The sequence below is a fragment of the Xylella taiwanensis genome, assembly GCF_013177435.1.
In the GTDB taxonomy this organism is placed as follows: Bacteria; Pseudomonadota; Gammaproteobacteria; order Xanthomonadales; family Xanthomonadaceae; genus Xylella; species Xylella taiwanensis.
Map to the genome: position 1 here is coordinate 928,063 of NZ_CP053627.1, position 17,921 is coordinate 945,983.

Here is a 17,921-nt window from a genome sequence, read left to right on the forward strand (position 1 = left end):
CATGTCGTTACACATTTCTTCTGTGCCGGGTGCATCGACAGGTGGGTTCAAGGTGCCAAGCATGGTGCTTTGTACGGTTGGCTTGGCAATGGCCTCGTTCATGCAGGTGCTGGATACCACCATTGCCAACGTGTCATTGCCGACGATTGCCGGTAACCTCGGCGCCAGTTCACAGCAGATGACCTGGGTGATTACTTCGTTTACGGTGTGCACGGCCATTACCCTGCCACTGACGGGGTGGCTCAGTCGCCGTTTCGGGGAAACCAAGCTGTTTGTGTGGTCCACGTTGGCCTTTAGCATTGCTTCGTTGCTGTGTGGCTTGGCGCAGAGCATGGAGATGTTGGTTGTTTCGCGCGCCCTGCAAGGTCTTGTGGCTGGACCGATGTATCCGATCATCCAGAGCTTGCTAGTGTCGATTTATCCGCGAGAAAAACGCGGACACGCGCTCGCGTTGCTGGCAATGATCACGGTGGTCGCGCCGATCGCAGGCCCGATCCTGGGCGGATGGATCACTGACAACTACAGTTGGAAATGGATCTTTCTGATCAATGTGCCATTCGGTATCGCTGCCAGTATCATCGTTGGTGCGCAATTGCACGGACGGCCCGAGCAGATTGAGCGCCCGAAGATCGACTACATTGGCCTGATCCTACTTGTGATTGGGGTCTGTGCGCTCCAGATTGTGCTGGACTTGGGGAACGATGAGGACTGGTTCAGCTCAGATTTGATAGTTACGCTCTCTTGCGTTTCGGTGATCGCGCTCGTGGTGTTTGTGATCTGGGAGTTGACCGACAAGGAGCCGATTGTCAATCTGAAGCTGTTTGCTCACCGTAACTTCCGCGTCGGTACGCTGGTGATGGTGGTGGTTTTTGCGGCGTTCTTCAGCGTCGCTCTGCTGATCCCGCAATGGTTGCAACGTGATATGGGTTACACCCCAATCTGGTCGGGCTTGGCGACGGCGCCGCTTGGCATCATGCCCCTGATCATGGCTCCGTTCATCGCCAAATATGCATTGCGTTTTGACCTGCGTATTCTGGCGACTATTGCCTTTGTCTTCATGGCGGCGACCAGTTTCCAGCGTTCTAATTTCAATTTACAGGTCGATTTTTACGATGTGGCGATGATTCAGTTGGTGATGGGGGTGGGTGTGGCGCTGTTTTTCATGCCGGTATTACAGATTCTGCTATCGGATTTGGAAGGACGCGAAGTTGCAGCTGGCTCGGGTTTGGCGACTTTCCTGCGTACCCTCGGTGGCAGTTTTGCTGCTTCGTTGACCACTTACTTGTTGTCGCGACGGACGATTGAGCATCATGGACATCTGGTTGAGCACATCTCGATTTACACGCCGGGCATGCAGGAGCAGGTGACTGCGATGGGAAGAGGCGATTTACAGGCTGGTGCTGCCTTTCTCAACACCATGATTAGCCAACAAGCCTCTCAGATGGGCTTCAATGATATTTCCTATACGCTTGGCTGGGTGTTTCTGGTCATCGTCCCGTTCCTCTGGTTGGCTAAGCCACCATTCGGTTCAAGTGCCGATCGCGCTGGTATTGGTGGCGGACATTGATTCCGGGTGTTTGCATTGTGCAGCGTGTACCAAAGTATCTTCGATGGGTGGGATCTTTGGTTTTAGGTAGGGATGGAGCCTGATCTTGGCAGTGGCGTGATGTCTTGATGGACTCGACAAAAATACCTGGGTGTGCTGCATCCGCTAAGGTGATACGGCAGTGCAATGCATCGGTACTGATTTGAGCAGGAAGGTGTGGAGACGGTAAGCAGGTGGCCGGGAACATGGGTATTGAAGGCTGCTCAATGCAGTCAATCCGTACTTGGCGTTGCAGGTATTGCGGCACAGCGGTCTGCGATTCAATAGGGTGCGATGGTCTGCTCTTGTAGAGTCAATGAGTGTACCTCGGGGAGCAGGCAGTGCTTGATGCCGTGCCGATTCCCCTAACTGGAGGAGCGCAACTGCGATAAGCGTGTGTGATGCCGACTATATTGCAAGCGCTTGGGTTGGATGCGGCGCACTGCCACCTGCGGCATTGCGGCTCCAGCCGTTGCTGAACTATCTGCACATTCCGAGTGAGCGTGATGGAATGCTTTGGGTCAACGATTCGATCAGCATGATGCCGCATGTAACCTGAGTGGTATTGGAGTGCTTTCCTTTGTGTTGTGCGGTGGTACTGGTGGGCAGGAGAGATGGTCGTACGGGTGTAGTACCTCGGGTGGGTGTGGGAGCAGCGGTATTCAGGCTGAAACCAAGCGGTTTAGTGGATGGTGGCAATGAAGTGTCGCAGTGCTGCCGCAATTTGATTGGCATGCTTGAGGAACGGAGCGTGGCCGCTGCCGGCGATGGTGAGCAACTCGGTCTGGCCACGCGGCGCCAATGCTGTTGCTGCGTGCAAGCTCGCCGTGGGTGCCAGCCGATCCTGCTGGCCGGCGATCCATAGGCTTGGACGTGTGAGGTCAATCACGGCGCGACGTAAATCGGTACGTTCGAGGAGGTCCAGGCCGGTCTGGAGTGTTGCGGGGTTTGATGTGTTGCGTGTGTTTAAAATGTGCTGTAACTGGCGCAACTCGGTATGCCCGTGTGTTGACCCAAGTGTGTTTAGGGTAAGAAACCGGTTGATGGTATCCGTGTAGTTCTGCTTCAGATCTTGGCCGAATTGGGCGAACACGTTGGCTTCGACGGCGTGTGGCCAATCCTTGCGCCGTATGAAGCATGGTGTTGCAGCCAGCATGACCAGGCCGCGTACCTGAGGTAGGGTGGCTGCTGCGTGCAGTGCGAATAGTCCGCCCAGTGACCAGCCCAGCCACACGGCTGGAGGCGTGGCCGCAGCGATTGCGCGCACCACGTGCGGCAGAGCCAGTGGGGTGGGAGTCGTGTGGCTGTGGCCATGTCCGGGGAGATCGACCAGGTATAGCGTGTGGTGGTCGGCGAGTTGCTCGACTAGCGGTATGAATACACCGCTGTGCAGTGCCCAACCATGGATCAAAACCAGTGCCGGACCATGCCCGGTAACTTCGATATGCATCGCTACATTCGTTGCTGATATGAGGGGTTTGGGTGGTCTGTCGGTCGATGAGTCATCGGCGGTAAGGTGCTTAGATGGTCAAGCGTGCCGGTGTTGTGCTTTTCTTGTATTGCTGTGAGAGGTGGAGGAGCGCGTCAGTGCCCTGAGGTCGAACGCTATACCGGTACAGGCGCAATGTCGGCGGCGATGGCATCGCGGGCGCGTGCAAGTGCTTGCACTAATGTGTCGATCTGCTCGGGGGTATGTAGGGCGGACAGGGTCACGCGCAACCGTGATTTTCCCTCCGGTACGCTTGGTGGTCGGATCGCGTTGACCAGCAACCCTTCGCGTTCCAATGCGGCTGACATGGCCATTGCCGTGGTTTCATTGCCGCATTGCAAGGGCTGGATTGGCGTGTCTGAAGCCATGATGTCCAAACCGTGGCGGCGACTACCTTCACGGAAACGCTCCACGAGTTCGTGCAGGCGCTGCCGGCGCCATTCGTCGCGCCGTGCAACGCGGATCGCGGCGAGTGCTGCAGCGGCTTGCGCTGGGGGAAGTGCAGTGGTGTAGAGGTACGGTCGTGCGGTTTCGGCCAAGTGTTGGATCAGCGTGGTATTGCCGAGCACGGCTGCGCCGTAGCCACCCAGGGCTTTACTGAGGGTCACTAATTGTAAGGGCACTTCCTCTACGCTGAGCCAAGCAGCGGCGACGCTGCCGCGCCCTTGGGGCCCGGTCGTTCCGACACCGTGTGCGTCATCCACATACATGAGTGCTTGCTGAGTTCGCGCGACCAAGCTGAGTTCACGTAATGGAGCGATGTCGCCGTCCATGCTGAATACGCCATCGGTGGCCAGGATTGCTGCACCTTCAGGTGCGTTCTTGAGCTGATGCGCCGCTCCAGCGACGTCCAGGTGTGGGTAACGGCGTAGGCGACAGCCTGCTAAACGGGTGGCGTCTAGCAGGCTGGCATGGTTGAGCCGGTCTTGAACGCAAACGTCGTTTTCTTTGTTGAGCAGGGCTTGTTGCACTGCCAAGTTGGCTGCGAAACCGCTGCTGAACAGCAATGCCCGCGGATAGCCCAACCACTCGGCCAATTCATGCTCCAATGCTTTGTGTACGGCGTGGTGACCACAGATCAGATGCGAAGCAGTGGCACCGATGCCGTCGCGAGCGGCCGCATCCTGCAGTGCGGCGATGACTTCGAAGTGTTGGGTGAGCCCTAGGTAGTCGTTGGAACAGAATTCGATCAACCAGCGTCCGTTGATTTCGAGCCGAACGCCTTCACGCTTTTCGACCGTGCGTCTAGTGCGTATACGGCATTGTGCTAGACGCAGTTTGCGCAGTGACAGTATGCGTTCATTCAAATCCGGTCGTGTCATGCAGACATCCCTATGTGGGCGTTGAGTCCGTTAGCCTAGCGCGTCAGCCGGTGTGGCGCCCAGTGAGTGGGTGTTCCGGAGTCTGTCAAGTCCAGTGGCCTATGGGTGTGAGTGGTGCGTTACTGCGGCGGTGAATCGCCCTTTTGCTTGGTGAAGCTCGGCCTTGGGATTGCTCATGGTTAGGATCAGGTGGTGGTTGCTGGAATTGAGCGTAATGGGTGCGGCGTCGCCAAAGCAGGTGAGTGCGGCTGCACATCGCTGTGGTGCTGGGCAGGTGTGACATTTCGCCGCAGTGGCTAAGTTTGAGGCAGGTCTTGTAGGCATAAAGTGCTATGCCACTTGCTTTAGATCGATGCAGTTACAAGAGGTTGTTTGTTTTATGTGGGCTGTTCGTAGGTTGTTGGGTATGTGGTGCTTGTTCGATGGCGATGGGGCATCAATGGGCTTACCGCAACTAGGGTGAGTTATTCTGCTTGCTTGCGTTGTCCCCGTGATGCCAGGACGTCTCTATAGGTGATTGAATGCTGTATTGCGTTGGTCATGCGAGCGTGCTGTCAGGTGCTGATCTTGTCACTGCATCCATATGGTCTGGTCGTTGTTGGGGACTGAGCTTGACTGCAGGGGGATATGCTGTGGATCGGGATGCTGCTGGTGAAGGGTTCGATCTTGCATGAATGCCAGGGATTGCGGCTTAGGACGGTTCTGCATGTCTGCTTGCTGTGGGAGGACGATACCAGCCCCTGGGGTGTCGGTGTATGTAATCGACTTTGATCGTTGCATCGTGTTGCGTGATGCCTTCGGTATTCATTGGGACTAATGTAGTTGGAGTAAGTGTGGGCTTGTGAGTGAAGTTGTTGTCATTGAAGTGAGTTTTTTCTAATGGATTTATTTGCCCGGCCGGTACGGTTCCGGCATTTCCATCGCATGGCTTGGTTAGCCGCATTGTTTACCGCCAGCACGATCATGTTTGGCAGTTTTGTGCGCTTGTCCGATGCTGGCATGAGCTGTCCTGATTGGCCGACGTGCTATGGCCGTATCACTTGGCCACAGACGGCGGCGGAGGCGGATGCCCATGCGGCGAGTCAGATCCGCCCATTGGAGACGGACAAAGTCTGGCGTGAACAGGTGCATCGTTTCTTGGCTGGCATGCTGGGCGTGGAGGTGTTAGTGCTGTCACTGTTGGCTGCACGCCGCCGTCGGTTCGGTGTCGCTCAGATTTGCAGCGCCGTGGTGCTGGTGGTGTTGTCGATTCCGTTGTACATGGCCGGCCAGCGTGCAGGAGCAATGGCGGCGGCGGTACTGGGCGAGGTGATCCTGCTGTTCGCTGCGTTCTGTTGGAATAACCAGGATTTGTCTCGGGCCGCTGTGCTGACCTTGGCTGTGGTGATCTTCCAGGCATTATTGGGGATGTGGACAGTCACGTTGTTGCTCAAGCCGATCGTTGTGATAGGTCACCTGCTTGGCGGTCTGCTGATGTTTGCGTTGCTGGTGTGGATGGCTTGGCGGGCGACTCACTTACCGATCACCTTGGGTGATGCTACCAAGCTGCGTTGCTGGCTGCGTTTGGGTTTGGTGGTGCTGGTGTTGCAGATTGCGTTGGGGGGGTGGGTCAGTGCTAACTACGCGGCGTTGGCGTGTGGCGGCGGTGCTTGGTTGGTAGATAACTTCCCGCGTTGTGTGGGTGAGTGGTGGCCGCCGCAGGACTTCAGTGAGGGCTTCACTCTGCTGCGTATGATCAGTGTGGATTATGAGGGAGGTGTGCTTGACGGTGCGTCGCGGATTGCGATCCAGATGGCGCATCGGCTGTGGGCGATTGTGGCTTCTGTCTATCTGGTGTGGCTGGCTTGGCGTTTATCCCGCCGGCCGGGCATGCGCGCTTGGGCGGTAGTGTTAGCGCTGCTGGTGGTGTTGCAAGTGATGCTTGGCGTGCTCAACGTTAAATTGGCGGTTCCGTTGGTGGTGGGGGTGATGCACAACGGTGGCGCGGTGGCACTGGTCTTCGTGTTAGTTTCTCTACTCGCACGTCTGCGTGCCCCGGAGTGAGTATGGCGGCTCGATTTCGGGACTATTGGGACCTGACGAAGCCCAAGGTAGTGGCATTGATTGTATTCACCGCTCTGGTTGGGATGTTTCTGGCTGTCCCTGGTATGCCCAGTATTGTGCAGGTGCGGGCCGGTGCGCTTGGATTTTTAGGCATCTGGCTGGCGGCGGCAGCGGCAGCGGCGATCAATCAGCTGCTGGATGCCAAAATCGATGCACAGATGGCACGCACTTCATGGCGCCCGCTCGTTGTTGGCAAGATACGTCCGGTGCAGGTACTGGTTTTCGCGGGTGTGTTGATCACTCTTTCGATGACGATTTTGCTCGTTTGGGTCAACCTCATTACGGCAGTGCTGACGTTCGCTTCACTGATCGGCTATGCGGTGATCTACACGGTGTACCTCAAGCGTATGACCTCGCAGAACATTGTGATTGGTGGTTTGGCGGGTGCCATGCCGCCGATGCTGGGATGGGCGGCGGTAACGGGGTTGTCGACAGCGGCAGACTGGATCAATGCGTCATTGCTGGTAGCCATCATTTTCGTGTGGACACCGCCGCACTTCTGGGCGTTGGCGATCTTTCGCCGTGCTGATTACGCCAAGGCATCAATTCCGATGTTGCCGGTGACCCATGGGGTACAACACACACGTCGTCAGATCTTGTTGTATACGGTGATTCTGAGTGTGGTGACGTTACTGCCGGTGGTCACTGGCATGAGCGGAGTGTTTTACCTGGGTGGTGCTTTGGTGTTGGATGCAGGGTTCCTTTGGTATGCATGGCGGATGCTTGATCCACCCGACGAATTGTTTGCGATGAAAACGTTTGGTTATTCGGTGGTTTATTTGATGGCGTTATTTGCCTTCCTGATGTTTGATCATTGGTTGAGGGTGGCTAATGTTTATTGAAATGAGTCGTTCGAGGTGAATGGATGCTCAGGACACATGATTCGCCATTACATAAATTTTGGCGTATTTAATTCAATCCATGATCGTAATATGCAAGCGTATTAAGCCGTTGTGGTGAACGTGTCATCCAATGTTGTTGAATCGTTGATGATGAGAGGAGCCAAGGTGTTGGTTTTGTCATGTGTGATATTCTTAATTTATGAAATTCATGGATTATTTTATAAGTTAATAATGTGCTTTAAATGAAATTTTCCGCAAACGCAACATGTGGTTTTGTTATGGTTGATGGGTATTTAAAGGAACTCAGGTTAATATCAAGTAAAAGGTGAGGTGAAATATAAGTCTGCCCAAATGAAAGTGTTCAGAATTTGTCGGTAATGCAATGATGCGATTGCATGGTGGATTTATGGGTTGCTTATATTTTTCTCAAGATTGAGAGTGGGGACTACATTAGCTGGATTTTTAGTCTTTTTGTTTTTCATTGTGCTTTATTTTTAAAATAATTTTCTTGTGGCTGTAAGTGGTTGATAAAAACTCTTTATAATTCAATAGCATCGATACCAAGATTAAGGTGTGACCCTGCTGCTACTGATATGTTATGGGGGTTCGAGACAGCTCTGAGTGCTATTGGTTCTTCTTAAGCATGATGACCAGTGATGCTCGATCATAAATCCAGGGTGGTTAGATGTGTCTTTCGGATGTTGGTGAGTCAATAAAGTGCGAAGGTAATATTTTTATGAAAAATAGAAAGCAGAAGTGTTGCAAAGGAAGAAAATTAATAAATGCAAAGATATAGTTTCCGATTTGGGTCGGCTTGACTACAGTACGTAAATTCGCCGCGCAGTATGGCGTTTTTCATTCAAGAGAATATCTACTCTTTATCCGAATAGACCTCTATATAAATAGAGTTTTATTCATTTTTCCAAGAAGGAAATCGCAGTGATCACAGTCACACCGTTTCAAACCGGCACAGTCCGTATCAAAACCGCTCAACAGGCAGGACAAGACGGTAAGAACGGTATCGGTCGCAAGTTCGATATATTTCGTGATCCAAACTGGACCGAAGCGTTGCCCATTTTTTGTTTCTTGATTGAACATCCGGAAGGTCGTTTCCTTGTGGATACAGGTGACACGTGGCGCAACGCTGTGCCGGGATACCTGCCCCGCTGGAATCCGTTTTTCACTAAGCAAGCGATGGTCAAGGTTGCGTTGCACGAAGAGATTGGCCCGCAGCTACTGGCGAAGCATATCGATCCGTCACGTGACGTCGAGGCCGTTATTCTCACGCATATGCACCACGATCATGCCGGTGGCCTCAATCATTTCCCGCATACTCGTGTCATAGTGACAAAGGAGAACTATGATGCCTCACGTGGATTTTTGGGTAAGGTTGCAGGCTGTCTGCCTCAGCACTGGCCGATCTGGCTGAAGCCGGAGCTGATCGAACTGACTGGACCTGCTGTCGGTCCGTTCGCCTCCTCCTATCCAATCACCCGTGACGGCCGCATCGTGCTTGTACCGACCCCAGGCCACGCCAACGGGCATGTTTCCGTGTTGGTTTGCAATGACGACCTGTCGATCTTTATCGCTGGGGATGCGACGTACGCTGAGGGCATTCTGCGTTCCGGGAAGGTGGACGGTGTGACCTTCGATCCTGTGCTATCGAAGGATACCCTTCGTAGAATCACCGAGTACGCAACATCGACGCCGACAGTCATCCTGCCATCCCATGATCCTGATGGCCCAGCACGCTTGGCCGCTCGTCAAACATTCATTTGACCAAGTGATGCAGGCTCGTACTCGTGTGTCAGCGTGTTCATGCGTCATCATGGTGCGTCATTGCATACACTGCACTCTATAGCTGCGTCGATGATCACGGAGGGTACGGGTTGCCCTCGGTGCGTGCTGATTGTGTGGGATGGTTCCGACGGCATGGCAAGCGCTAGACGCATGTTCTGCTGCGCGTGCTCTGAAGTCATGTTGCTTCGATCCAGCAAAGCTGACAGCAGCTCGTTTTTGAATTGGTTTGTGATCGAGTCGTTCTTGATCTTCAGCAGCTTGGAAGCACGGTCACGTCGCGTTGGCAGCGCGTTACATGTAGCGTGCAGACATGAGTTCTGGCGCGCTGATGATCGGCTATTCTCAATGGCAAGGCGCTAAGGTACGAGATGTCAAGCCGTGCAGGCAGCATGGCGAGGCAGACATCGGTGGTTGTGTGTTGGATGCTTCAATATGTTGTCAATGGCCTGAAATACGCCGCTTTGATTTTATGCTTCGTGGCACACGTCAAACATCTGTTCTCATTCCGCTATCGTGGACCTGAGCTAAGTTGATCGCATGGATCCGTGCTTTAGCCAGTGCTGCGCCGATGTGTGTGCCGTGCAGACCTTGTGCGTTAAGGTCACGTGCGTGCATTGCCAATGCTGCGGCGTGCAGTCGGCACAATAGTTGTCCTTGTGGGTAGTTGGCATCTTTGTATCCACAGCGTCCTCGATAATCGGCTTCGCACACCAGCGCAAGCTGGGCGATCCGTTCGGGTCGGCGGAATGCATCGCAGCGTTGCAGCAGTTCGTATACGGTGTGATCACATAACTTTGACAGACGGTGTACGTTGAGGTGTTCGCGACAGGCGATTAATGCGAGTTGCTGGTGATCTCGTGGGACTTTGAGCCGTTCACTGAGCTGTTGTGTCGGTGCTATCCCGCGTTGCTCGTGCATCGGATGATGCGGCCATGCTTCGCGTGGGGTCAGGGCTTTCCCGAGATCGTGGCACAGTGCAGCGAAGCCGATTGGCACATCGCCCGGCGCCAGCTTTGCAGCCATATCACTGACCAATTCTTGGTGGATGCCGGTGTCGATTTCCGGGTGATAGTCTGAATGCTGTGGTACCCCATATAACGCGTTTAATTCGGGTAACACGACGTCGAGTGCATTCACCGTGTGTAGTGTATGGAGGAAGGCTGATGGCTGCGAGCAGGCTAGGGCTCGGCTCAGTTCCTTCCATACTCGCTCGGGGGTCAAACTGTTCAGTTCGCCGCTGACAGCCATCTGACGCATCATTGCCAGTGTTGCAGGAGCAATGCTGAAGCCTAATGGTGCCAACCGCGCCATAAAGCGTGCTGCGCGCAGCACGCGCAGTGGATCCTCGGCAAATGCCGGGCCAATATGGCGCAATACGCGTTGCTCAAGATCATGCACGCCGCCATAGGGATCGATCAATGTGCCATTGCTCTGGTCGCGAGCAATCGCATTGATAGTGAAGTCACGGCGTTGTAGATCTTGTTCGAGTGTTACCGCTGGGTCAGCGTTGACGATAAAGCCACGGTAACCACGGCCGTTTTTACGTTCGGTACGTGCCAGTGCGAATTCTTCGCCGGTCTTGGGGTGTAGGAATACAGGAAAGTCACGGCCTACCGCCTTAAAGCCCAGGCTCTCCATGTGTGCTGGGTCGGTGCCAACGACGACCCAATCGCAGTCGCCAGCAGGCTGACCTAGTAAGGCGTCACGGACGGCGCCACCGACAAGGTAGATTTTCAATGCATCATCTCAGTGATGAGATACCGAGGATGGTACACCGCCAATGAGAGGCACTGGGCTGGCTTTTGCGGCAGGCATCGTGCTTACTGACAGATGATTTGTTTACGCAGGTGGCTGGGTTTGCCAAGGAGTCGGTCAGTGAGTGGCAGCGCATCACCGTTGAGGCGCCAGTCATAGATCACGCTGAAAGCAAGTACGCGTGCGACATACTCGCGTGTCTCTTTGTAGTTGATGGTTTCGATCCAGAGATCCGGATCATAGTTGGGGCGCTGTGCCAGCCAGCGTTGGACTGAGCCTGGGCCCGCGTTGTAAGCGGCAATGGTCAGATACGGATGGTTGTACTGGTCAAGGAGTTGGCGTAAGTAAGCGCTGCCAATGGCAATGTTGGTGTCTGCATCGTATAGGTTGTCGGCGTTACCATAGTCGGTCAAGCCAATGCGTTTTGCCACGCTTGCTGCTGTGCTGGGTAGAACTTGCATCAGGCCGCGTGCATTGGCTGGGGAGCGTGCGCGTGGGTTGAATACGCTTTCGGCACGGATTTCGGCAGCGATCCAGGCAGGGTCGAGTCCGTGCTTGGCTGCTTCACGGTTGATCGTAGCATCGTGGCGTACTGGGAAGCGCAGGTCGTACATGCGTAGCTCGGCAGGCTGCTTACCGAGCGCGAAGACGGCACGGTCGAACCAGTCGGCGGCACTGGCCACTTCTACGGCTAGCCGGCGTTCGTTGTCATTGAAGCGGGTGAGCGCGTCGTTCCATTCGAGTGTGGCCCAGGCGGTTCTGTCGATCTGAAACAGACTGATCGCACGTACCAGCGCGGGAGTACGCGCGACAGCGGCTTTAGCCTGGGTGCGATCAGCGGCATCGTTGGGATGCCATAGGCACAGTGTATAGGGCTGTTGCAGATGGTCTGCAGCAAGAAAGCCATGAAATGTGGCACTGCGTGCCGCGGCACGGTATAGCGTTTGGGCCTGTACACTTTCACCAGTCTTTTCGGCCAAGCGTGCCTCAAAGTATTGCCAGCGCGGATCGCCGCGCTGTGTCGGTGGCATCTTGCGGATCGCCTCTAACGCTGCTGGCCAGTCGCCGCGTGCCAGTGCTTCGCGCGTGCGCCATTCGTGGAGGCGTTCATCGTAAGCAGATTCTGGTACTGCGGCTAGTCGCCGTGCTGCATCCGGCAGGTAGGAAGCGACCGTCCACAACGCGATTTGGTACAGCACTTGACCGCGCTGCGTCTCATTGAGGTCAAGTGCGTCGACATACGTAGGTAAGGAGCGTTCAACGGCGCTCGGATCGCTCCTAGCCAGCCGTGCCAGTCCGTCAATAACGATACGTTGGCTGCGTTCAGTCTTGGGCCAATTCAGAGCGGGCCGATGTGGCGTCTCGACAAAGGAGGCGTAGTCGTTAGCCAAGGCTTGGTCAGTCGCTGGCAGGCCACGTGCGGCGGCACGCATCACTTCGGGTTGCTGCGCGTCAGCAGCGGCTTCGATGCGCGCCCAGCGCAGTGTATTGTCCAAATCTCCTTGAGCGGAGAGTGCAGCAAATACTGAGTCGCAGGCGTCGGACATTGGCTTTCCGGCATCGCGCCATAGTGCTTGCACTTCTTTTGTCCACTGAGCGTCTGCTTTGCCTAAACGTTGTCGTGCTTCCAGCTGGGCACAACGTAGGCTGATGGTGCGGGTCGGTTTCCAATTCGCCAGCAGTGTGGCCCAGTCTTTACGCCGCACAACGACGGGCAGCCATGCTGAGCGGAATGCCTGAGCGACGGCCTGATCAGCGTAACGGGAGAGGAAGTTTTGCGCCTGGGTGTTGCTGATTGTGTCGATATTGCGGCGCAGATTGGCGTATTCGATCCAACCGTACAACGGATGCCCACTCAGAGTAGCTGCTTGAGATGGATCGAGGCGGCCATTTTCGGCAGCAGCGATGGCATTGCGAACAGCCAGCAGTTGCGGGTCACCGTTTTGTGCGCGGGCACAGCCAGTGATGCCCAGTGCGAGTACAGTGACGAAACGTAAGAGCAGAGTCATTCGCGGGACTATATCAAAGTCGCTGTTTGAATATTTGTTTAGTATGTGGGACTTGGTTCGGGTACTGAGCTTGCGTCAGCATCATCGCACGATGAGTCACGCTGTATAGCGAATTGATGCGTATTCGAGATGCTTTCTGGTTAGGTGGCACTGAAGGCTTTACCGCCATGAGTTGTGTTGACTTTTAATGCAGTCGTTTTGTACGAGCTGGAGCAAGCTGGGTGAGGGTCTGCTTCATATAGGTGTTGTACAGCTTGAAATCGGCGTGAGTCCGGATGTGTTGCTGGGTAGGGAGAACATCACAATGTGGGTGATGGTGGCTCGCAACGTAGCCATGACTGCTTGGACGTAACGCAGATTCAGGTCGTTCAGTGTTGGTGGGAAGAGATGACCTAGCAGCGCTCCCGATAAGATTTAAGCTCCTGCATACAGTCGATGTAGCATCTCGGTGTTACACACGCCGCCCACCAATGTTGCAACGCAAGCTGCTCTTGCTCAGTGAAACCATACACATCATCCGAACGCTGTGGTGTTCGTTGTTCGGTTATCGTGCTGCTGTTTGACCACCGTGTGTATTGTGGTGATCTTGCACGCCTTCGCTGTGTAGGCATCCGGGTTCGCTCGGTTGAGTGTTGGCGCGTGGTGTCATTGTTTGCGAGTCCTGTTCGAGCCACATCTTGCATGCCTTCATGCCTTTCGCATGGTCTGGCATCGCAGTTCGCCAAGTACAGTGCAGCACGTATATTTGAGCGTCAGTAGACACAGTGGTTATGTCAATGTGATCCCACTGCGTTGCTTTTTAAATTGAGTAACTGAGGAACGTTGATTGTGATGAGTTAGGTCATCATGACTCGTACGAAGTTGCTTTATTCTGAATAGAGATGATGAGGTTCTGGTTGCATTCGCTGGTATTGACATACGGCTTGTTGACAGAAAGGGGCAGGATGGTTGTGACACTGCTCAGCGATGCAGGATGAAAGCGGAGCAAAGGGGTGTCTCTAGCATTGCAGATGGTTGGGGTTCAACGGCTGTCCATCATGTGCTGGTGTACAGGCAGTTCGATCCATCGTTGCCGGCGGCATTGCGCCATGCTCGAACGACACATCGAAACACCGCGCGACAGTCTGCGGAATAAAGCACATTGCAATATGACCGGACGCTGCTTCGATCATGGCAAGCATTTGCGTCGGGTCGTCCCATGACTACAAGCGTGCCAGGCGATCTCGTGCGAGCGTCACTTGTGGGTGTGTTTCCCGATGGGGGTGAAACGGAGTGGTTCATGCGCATGGACTTCCCCTTCTCGGGTGATGGTCCCCAACAGGCATCCTTACGGTGCGCCTCTGCCATGAGCGATGCCTGCGAGATACTGCTCGTTGGTGACATGTTCTTGCCATTCGACAGTCTGCCCGTCGAGTGCTTCTTGTATGGCGATGTGGGTCATCGCCGTGGTCGACGTGGCACCGTGCCAGTGGCGTTGTCCGGGCGGGCACCAGATGACGTCGCCGGCGCGGATCTCGACGATGGACTCACCCTCGCACTGTGTCCAGCCGCACCCTGCGGTCACGATCAAGGTCTGGCCTAATGGGTGCTGATGCCAAGCTGTGCGTGCGCCAGGTTCGAAGGTGACGCTGGCGCACACGGTACGTGCTGGTGCGGCGGGATTGTTGAGCATGTCGATACGGACGTCCACGGTGAAGTATTCCGCGGGGCCTTTGACTGAGGGCTGTGAGCCGGGGTGTTTGAGTTCCATAGGTCGTTACTTCTCGTGGCGATAAGCGCAACGTATAGCACGTGACATGTTACGGCCAACAGTGATCAATGAAGAATGTTGCTGCATCAGATTGGATGCTCAGGAGTGAGTTGACGACAGTACTCCGCGGGGGTGGTTATGTTGAGAGTTCTGCGTTGCGTCGCAGCGTAGTAACAGTGCTCAGCTTCATCAGGAATAAGCACATTCACCCGGTTATATTTTTGCAAGATGGCTGTCTTCTCAGGGTCAGGACTTGGCCCGGCTGTTGCATCATTCGGATGAAGTTGAAATTTGTCACCAATTAATGGGGGAAATTCCGCAATACCTTGGAGTTCATAAAATAGAAATGACGGATGCACCTTTTTTCAGAAGCATATTGATCTTTGGTTGAGGTGGTCAGCATGGTGGCACCATCAATGGCCTTGGAAACTTTTTTCTGATATTCGGCTGTAATCCTGCGATGACAACTACCCAGAATAATGATTTTATTTTTTAATTTCATTCGGTGGAGAATGATTATTGCTAGCTTGGTTATCACCTGCATACAAATAACCGTCAATTATTTTAATGTGACCATGTTTTGCGACATTCAGTGAAACGAATGTCATTGTCACCAGATAAATAATCCTCATGCTGCTTCGTTTCATCTTGAGCGCTTGATGGCATCCTGATGATGTGTGCCTTCATGAGTTTAATAGAGAAATGATAGGGCTGTCTGCGTGCCTCTCTAACATTGCTTTTACGGCATTGGTAGCGTCCACGCTTCCTTAAAGTGATGAGATATTTTTGTAATAATCGATTCCGATGATGAAGAGTTGTTGCATCATTATTTTCATGGAAAATCAGAGCGCCCGTTCCCGTATTACAGTGATGATGCTATTACTATATCAATGGGATATTGCTTTGATGATTTCCTGTATTTCGATGGGATACATTCTTGCTCTTACGCAATAACATAGAAAATAAGTTTATTACGATGCTTTGCAATATCTTGATTTTTATTGAATTCATTTGATAATTCGCATGTATGCCTTAAGTAATGATGAAACAATCGATTGGTTTTATCTGTCGTTTTTATTTCCTGACGGGGTATGTTCGGGTAAAGAGTCAAAAGAGTAATTTCACCATGATAGCTGGTTATTGTCTTTGCAGATCTGTTCGAGAGTGTGGCTAAATTCACCTGCTTTGCTCATTATTTTTGTAGGCATCTGTTTTTTTGCAGAGCTGTCCTGGATGGATACGCCTCTGAATGTCTGGTGTGTGGCTGCTGTGACGTCATGTAGGTTGTTTTTATTGCACTGCATGGGTATGCATCCCGGATCAAGTACTTTGACAAGGGCGGGGCCACCATGGTGACGTTCATGCAGGTGTTGGTGCTTGCAGCAGTGATCATCACGCAGCCACAGTCGGCGTTGTTACTTCATGAATATTCCGGAACCGTTTCTTGGTTGGAAGTGCCGACATACCGCGTTGGCGTGTATGTACGAGGCTGATGTGGGCGTGACGTTTTTTTATTGCCCGGACATAAAGGCACATGATGGCTTTGCAGTCGCGTGGAAAAAAGCTGGCCTGCTTTCATGGCAGCGGCGGGTCACAACACCTCGGTGGCGGTTGCAAGCAACCACCGCCAGCACAAGTGCCGCTGTGGTGTGACTTCAAAGAAGGTGTGCCAGTGCTTGACCGAGTGTGACCTGACTTGCTGCTGTCAGGTGAGGTGCCAGTGTGGCGACATGTGGCGGTAACAGCACGATCACCGTTGAACCATAGTTGAAGCGTGCCATTTCTGCGAAGCGTTCTATCGTGATATGGCGTCCTTGGTAGTCCTTGCGGGTGATGCGGTCGGCATAAGCGGGGATTTCCACGCCACCCCAAACCGTCTCTACACCAGAGACGAGCAGTGCACCCACCATCACCAAGGCCATTGGCCCGAAGGCAGTGTCGAAATGGCACACCAGCCGTTCGTTGCGTGCGAACAGCCGTGCGACGTGGTGTACTGCGTCCGGGCCGACGCTGAATAAGCGGCCTGGTACATGCACCGTCTCGCGTAGATGACCGGTACACGGCATATGCACGCGGTGGTAGTCACGTGGCGATAGATAGACTGTGGTAAACAGGCCGTTGGCGAAGGGGGCTGCTGCTGCTGCATCACCCAATAATTCGGGTGCAGTGAAGGATTGGCCCTTGGCCTGCAAGATGCGTCCTGCGCGGATGGGCCCGAGTTGGCTGATGCACCCGTCGGCTGGCATGAGCAATGTGGTCGGATCCGGATCCGGGATGCGTGCGCCGGCTTTGAGTGATCGGGTGAAAAATGCATTAAAGCTTGGGTAGGCGTGCGCATCCGGCTCCGCTGCTTCGGTCAGATTGACATTAAACCTCGCGATCACCGTGTCGATCAGCCACTGTTTGACAAGCGGATGCTGGCAATAGGCGAAGTGGCGTGCCAGTGAGGACAGCAGGCGATGTGGCAGGAGATAGGTCAGCGTGGTGACTAAATTCACAGAGTGGTTTCCTTGGCGAGCTTCTGGAGGTCCGCGGCGATCTTCTCAGCGTTGCAAGGTGGGTGGATCAGGCCGCTAGGGCGGCCCTGTGGATTCAGTACAGCGATCGCTGCGGAGTGCTCCATCGTATCGTTGAGAGGATGTTCGGCGTAGCCTTTGCCGAGTACTTTCCGAAATGCGAAGCCCAATGTGGGAGGCGAAGCGCTGCAACGACGGCGTATCCGCTGTCCCGGTCAGGGTCGTTTGCGGGAGGGAGCCCAAGCCTACGTTAAGCCTGCGTTGCGGCTGGTAGCCAGTGGTACAGCGTCGCGACGTCTTGGAATAGCACGCCACTGGCAAGCCGCTTCTTGGCCGACGCGATCTTGCTATCGGTCATCTTCGGCTTGCGGCCACCCTTACGACCGAGCTGCCTGGCGATTTCTCATCCTGTGCGAGTGCGTGTGCTGGTCAACTCGCGCTTTATTCCAGCCAAGTTCGCGATGACATGGAAGCAGAACCGACCGGACAGCGTGCCGGTGTCGATGCAGTCGGTAAGGTTTCTGCACTGGACAGCGTGCTTGTGCAGAGTGCCAACCAGGTTGACCAGTGGCTTTTCAGTTGGTCGCGTTTCCAGACGACCAGGGTATCGCCTTCACGTAGCATTTCGAGTGTCCTGGTCAAGCCCGGCCAGTCTGCCCGGGTACCGCTCATCTTGTCTGCCAAGACCTTTGGGCAGCCAACTATTATTTGTTGCCTTTTTTATCATTCTGTTCTGGGGGGATGGCGTGC

General features: G+C 54.2%; 11 protein-coding genes and 1 pseudogene. 4 read left to right on the forward strand and 8 right to left on the reverse strand.

From position 1 onward, the window contains the following. Position 1 precedes the first annotated feature (1 nt). Entirely contained in the window at positions 2–1,567 is a 1,566-nt protein-coding gene (locus tag PLS229_RS03945) for a DHA2 family efflux MFS transporter permease subunit (protein ID WP_051482376.1), read from the forward strand. A 700-nt stretch (positions 1,568–2,267) separates the two neighbouring features. Here the strand turns inward: PLS229_RS03945 and bioH are convergent. Both bioH and bioF read right to left on the reverse strand, forming a co-directional pair. Continuing rightward, positions 2,268–3,035: a pimeloyl-ACP methyl ester esterase BioH gene (bioH, locus tag PLS229_RS03950; RefSeq protein ID WP_038272683.1), complete on the reverse strand. Its 768-nt coding sequence runs from the start codon at positions 3,033–3,035 to the stop codon at positions 2,268–2,270. A 155-nt stretch (positions 3,036–3,190) separates the two neighbouring features. Beyond that, the gene (bioF, locus tag PLS229_RS03955) at positions 3,191–4,396 is read right to left on the reverse strand and encodes an 8-amino-7-oxononanoate synthase (protein ID WP_038272681.1); all 1,206 of its coding nucleotides are present in this window, start codon (positions 4,394–4,396) and stop codon (positions 3,191–3,193) included. An 879-nt stretch (positions 4,397–5,275) separates the two neighbouring features. Between bioF and PLS229_RS03960 the strand changes: the two genes are divergently transcribed. The 3 genes from PLS229_RS03960 (at position 5,276) to PLS229_RS03970 (ending at position 9,120) form a co-directional block, all read left to right on the forward strand. Then, the gene (locus tag PLS229_RS03960) at positions 5,276–6,439 is read left to right on the forward strand and encodes a COX15/CtaA family protein (protein WP_038272676.1); all 1,164 of its coding nucleotides are present in this window, start codon (positions 5,276–5,278) and stop codon (positions 6,437–6,439) included. 2 nt (positions 6,440–6,441) lie between these two features. Next, positions 6,442–7,341: a heme o synthase gene (gene cyoE / locus PLS229_RS03965; protein WP_038272675.1), complete on the forward strand. Its 900-nt coding sequence runs from the start codon at positions 6,442–6,444 to the stop codon at positions 7,339–7,341. Positions 7,342–8,280: 939 nt separating this feature from the next. Further along, on the forward strand, positions 8,281–9,120 hold the full coding sequence (locus PLS229_RS03970) for an N-acyl homoserine lactonase family protein (RefSeq protein WP_051482375.1): 840 nt from the start codon (positions 8,281–8,283) through the stop codon (positions 9,118–9,120). Between the two features lie 507 nt (positions 9,121–9,627). Here PLS229_RS03970 and PLS229_RS03975 read toward each other — a convergent pair. From PLS229_RS03975 to PLS229_RS12685, 6 genes and pseudogenes are all read right to left on the reverse strand, one after another. After that, on the reverse strand, positions 9,628–10,878 hold the full coding sequence (locus tag PLS229_RS03975) for a multifunctional CCA addition/repair protein (protein WP_038272671.1): 1,251 nt from the start codon (positions 10,876–10,878) through the stop codon (positions 9,628–9,630). Positions 10,879–10,961: 83 nt separating this feature from the next. Beyond that, entirely contained in the window at positions 10,962–12,905 is a 1,944-nt protein-coding gene (locus PLS229_RS03980) for a lytic transglycosylase domain-containing protein (protein ID WP_038272670.1), read from the reverse strand. Positions 12,906–14,232: 1,327 nt separating this feature from the next. Further along, on the reverse strand, positions 14,233–14,655 hold the full coding sequence (locus PLS229_RS03985; RefSeq protein ID WP_038272666.1) for a (R)-mandelonitrile lyase: 423 nt from the start codon (positions 14,653–14,655) through the stop codon (positions 14,233–14,235). 1,655 nt (positions 14,656–16,310) lie between these two features. Beyond that, positions 16,311–17,153, reverse strand: coding sequence for an archaetidylserine decarboxylase (gene asd, locus PLS229_RS03990; RefSeq protein ID WP_114867088.1), 843 nt, complete (start codon positions 17,151–17,153; stop codon positions 16,311–16,313). Further along, complete coding sequence (locus PLS229_RS03995; RefSeq protein WP_114867089.1) at positions 17,150–17,341, reverse strand: hypothetical protein; 192 nt, start codon at positions 17,339–17,341, stop codon at positions 17,150–17,152. The genes asd and PLS229_RS03995 overlap by 4 nt, the downstream gene beginning before the upstream one ends. Before the next feature lie 233 nt (positions 17,342–17,574). After that, a pseudogene (locus tag PLS229_RS12685) lies at positions 17,575–17,843 on the reverse strand (recombinase family protein). Positions 17,844–17,921: the final 78 nt, after the last annotated feature.

Coding starts and splice junctions, on each gene's coding strand:
- cyoE (WP_038272675.1), top strand. CDS start 6,442: ATGGCGGCTCGATTTCGGGACTATTGGGACCTGACGAAGCCCAAGGTA.
- bioH (WP_038272683.1), bottom strand. CDS start 3,035: ATGCATATCGAAGTTACCGGGCATGGTCCGGCACTGGTTTTGATCCAT.
- PLS229_RS03980 (WP_038272670.1), bottom strand. CDS start 12,905: ATGACTCTGCTCTTACGTTTCGTCACTGTACTCGCACTGGGCATCACT.
- PLS229_RS03960 (WP_038272676.1), top strand. CDS start 5,276: ATGGATTTATTTGCCCGGCCGGTACGGTTCCGGCATTTCCATCGCATG.
- PLS229_RS03945 (WP_051482376.1), top strand. CDS start 2: ATGTCGTTACACATTTCTTCTGTGCCGGGTGCATCGACAGGTGGGTTC.
- bioF (WP_038272681.1), bottom strand. CDS start 4,396: ATGACACGACCGGATTTGAATGAACGCATACTGTCACTGCGCAAACTG.
- PLS229_RS03985 (WP_038272666.1), bottom strand. CDS start 14,655: ATGGAACTCAAACACCCCGGCTCACAGCCCTCAGTCAAAGGCCCCGCG.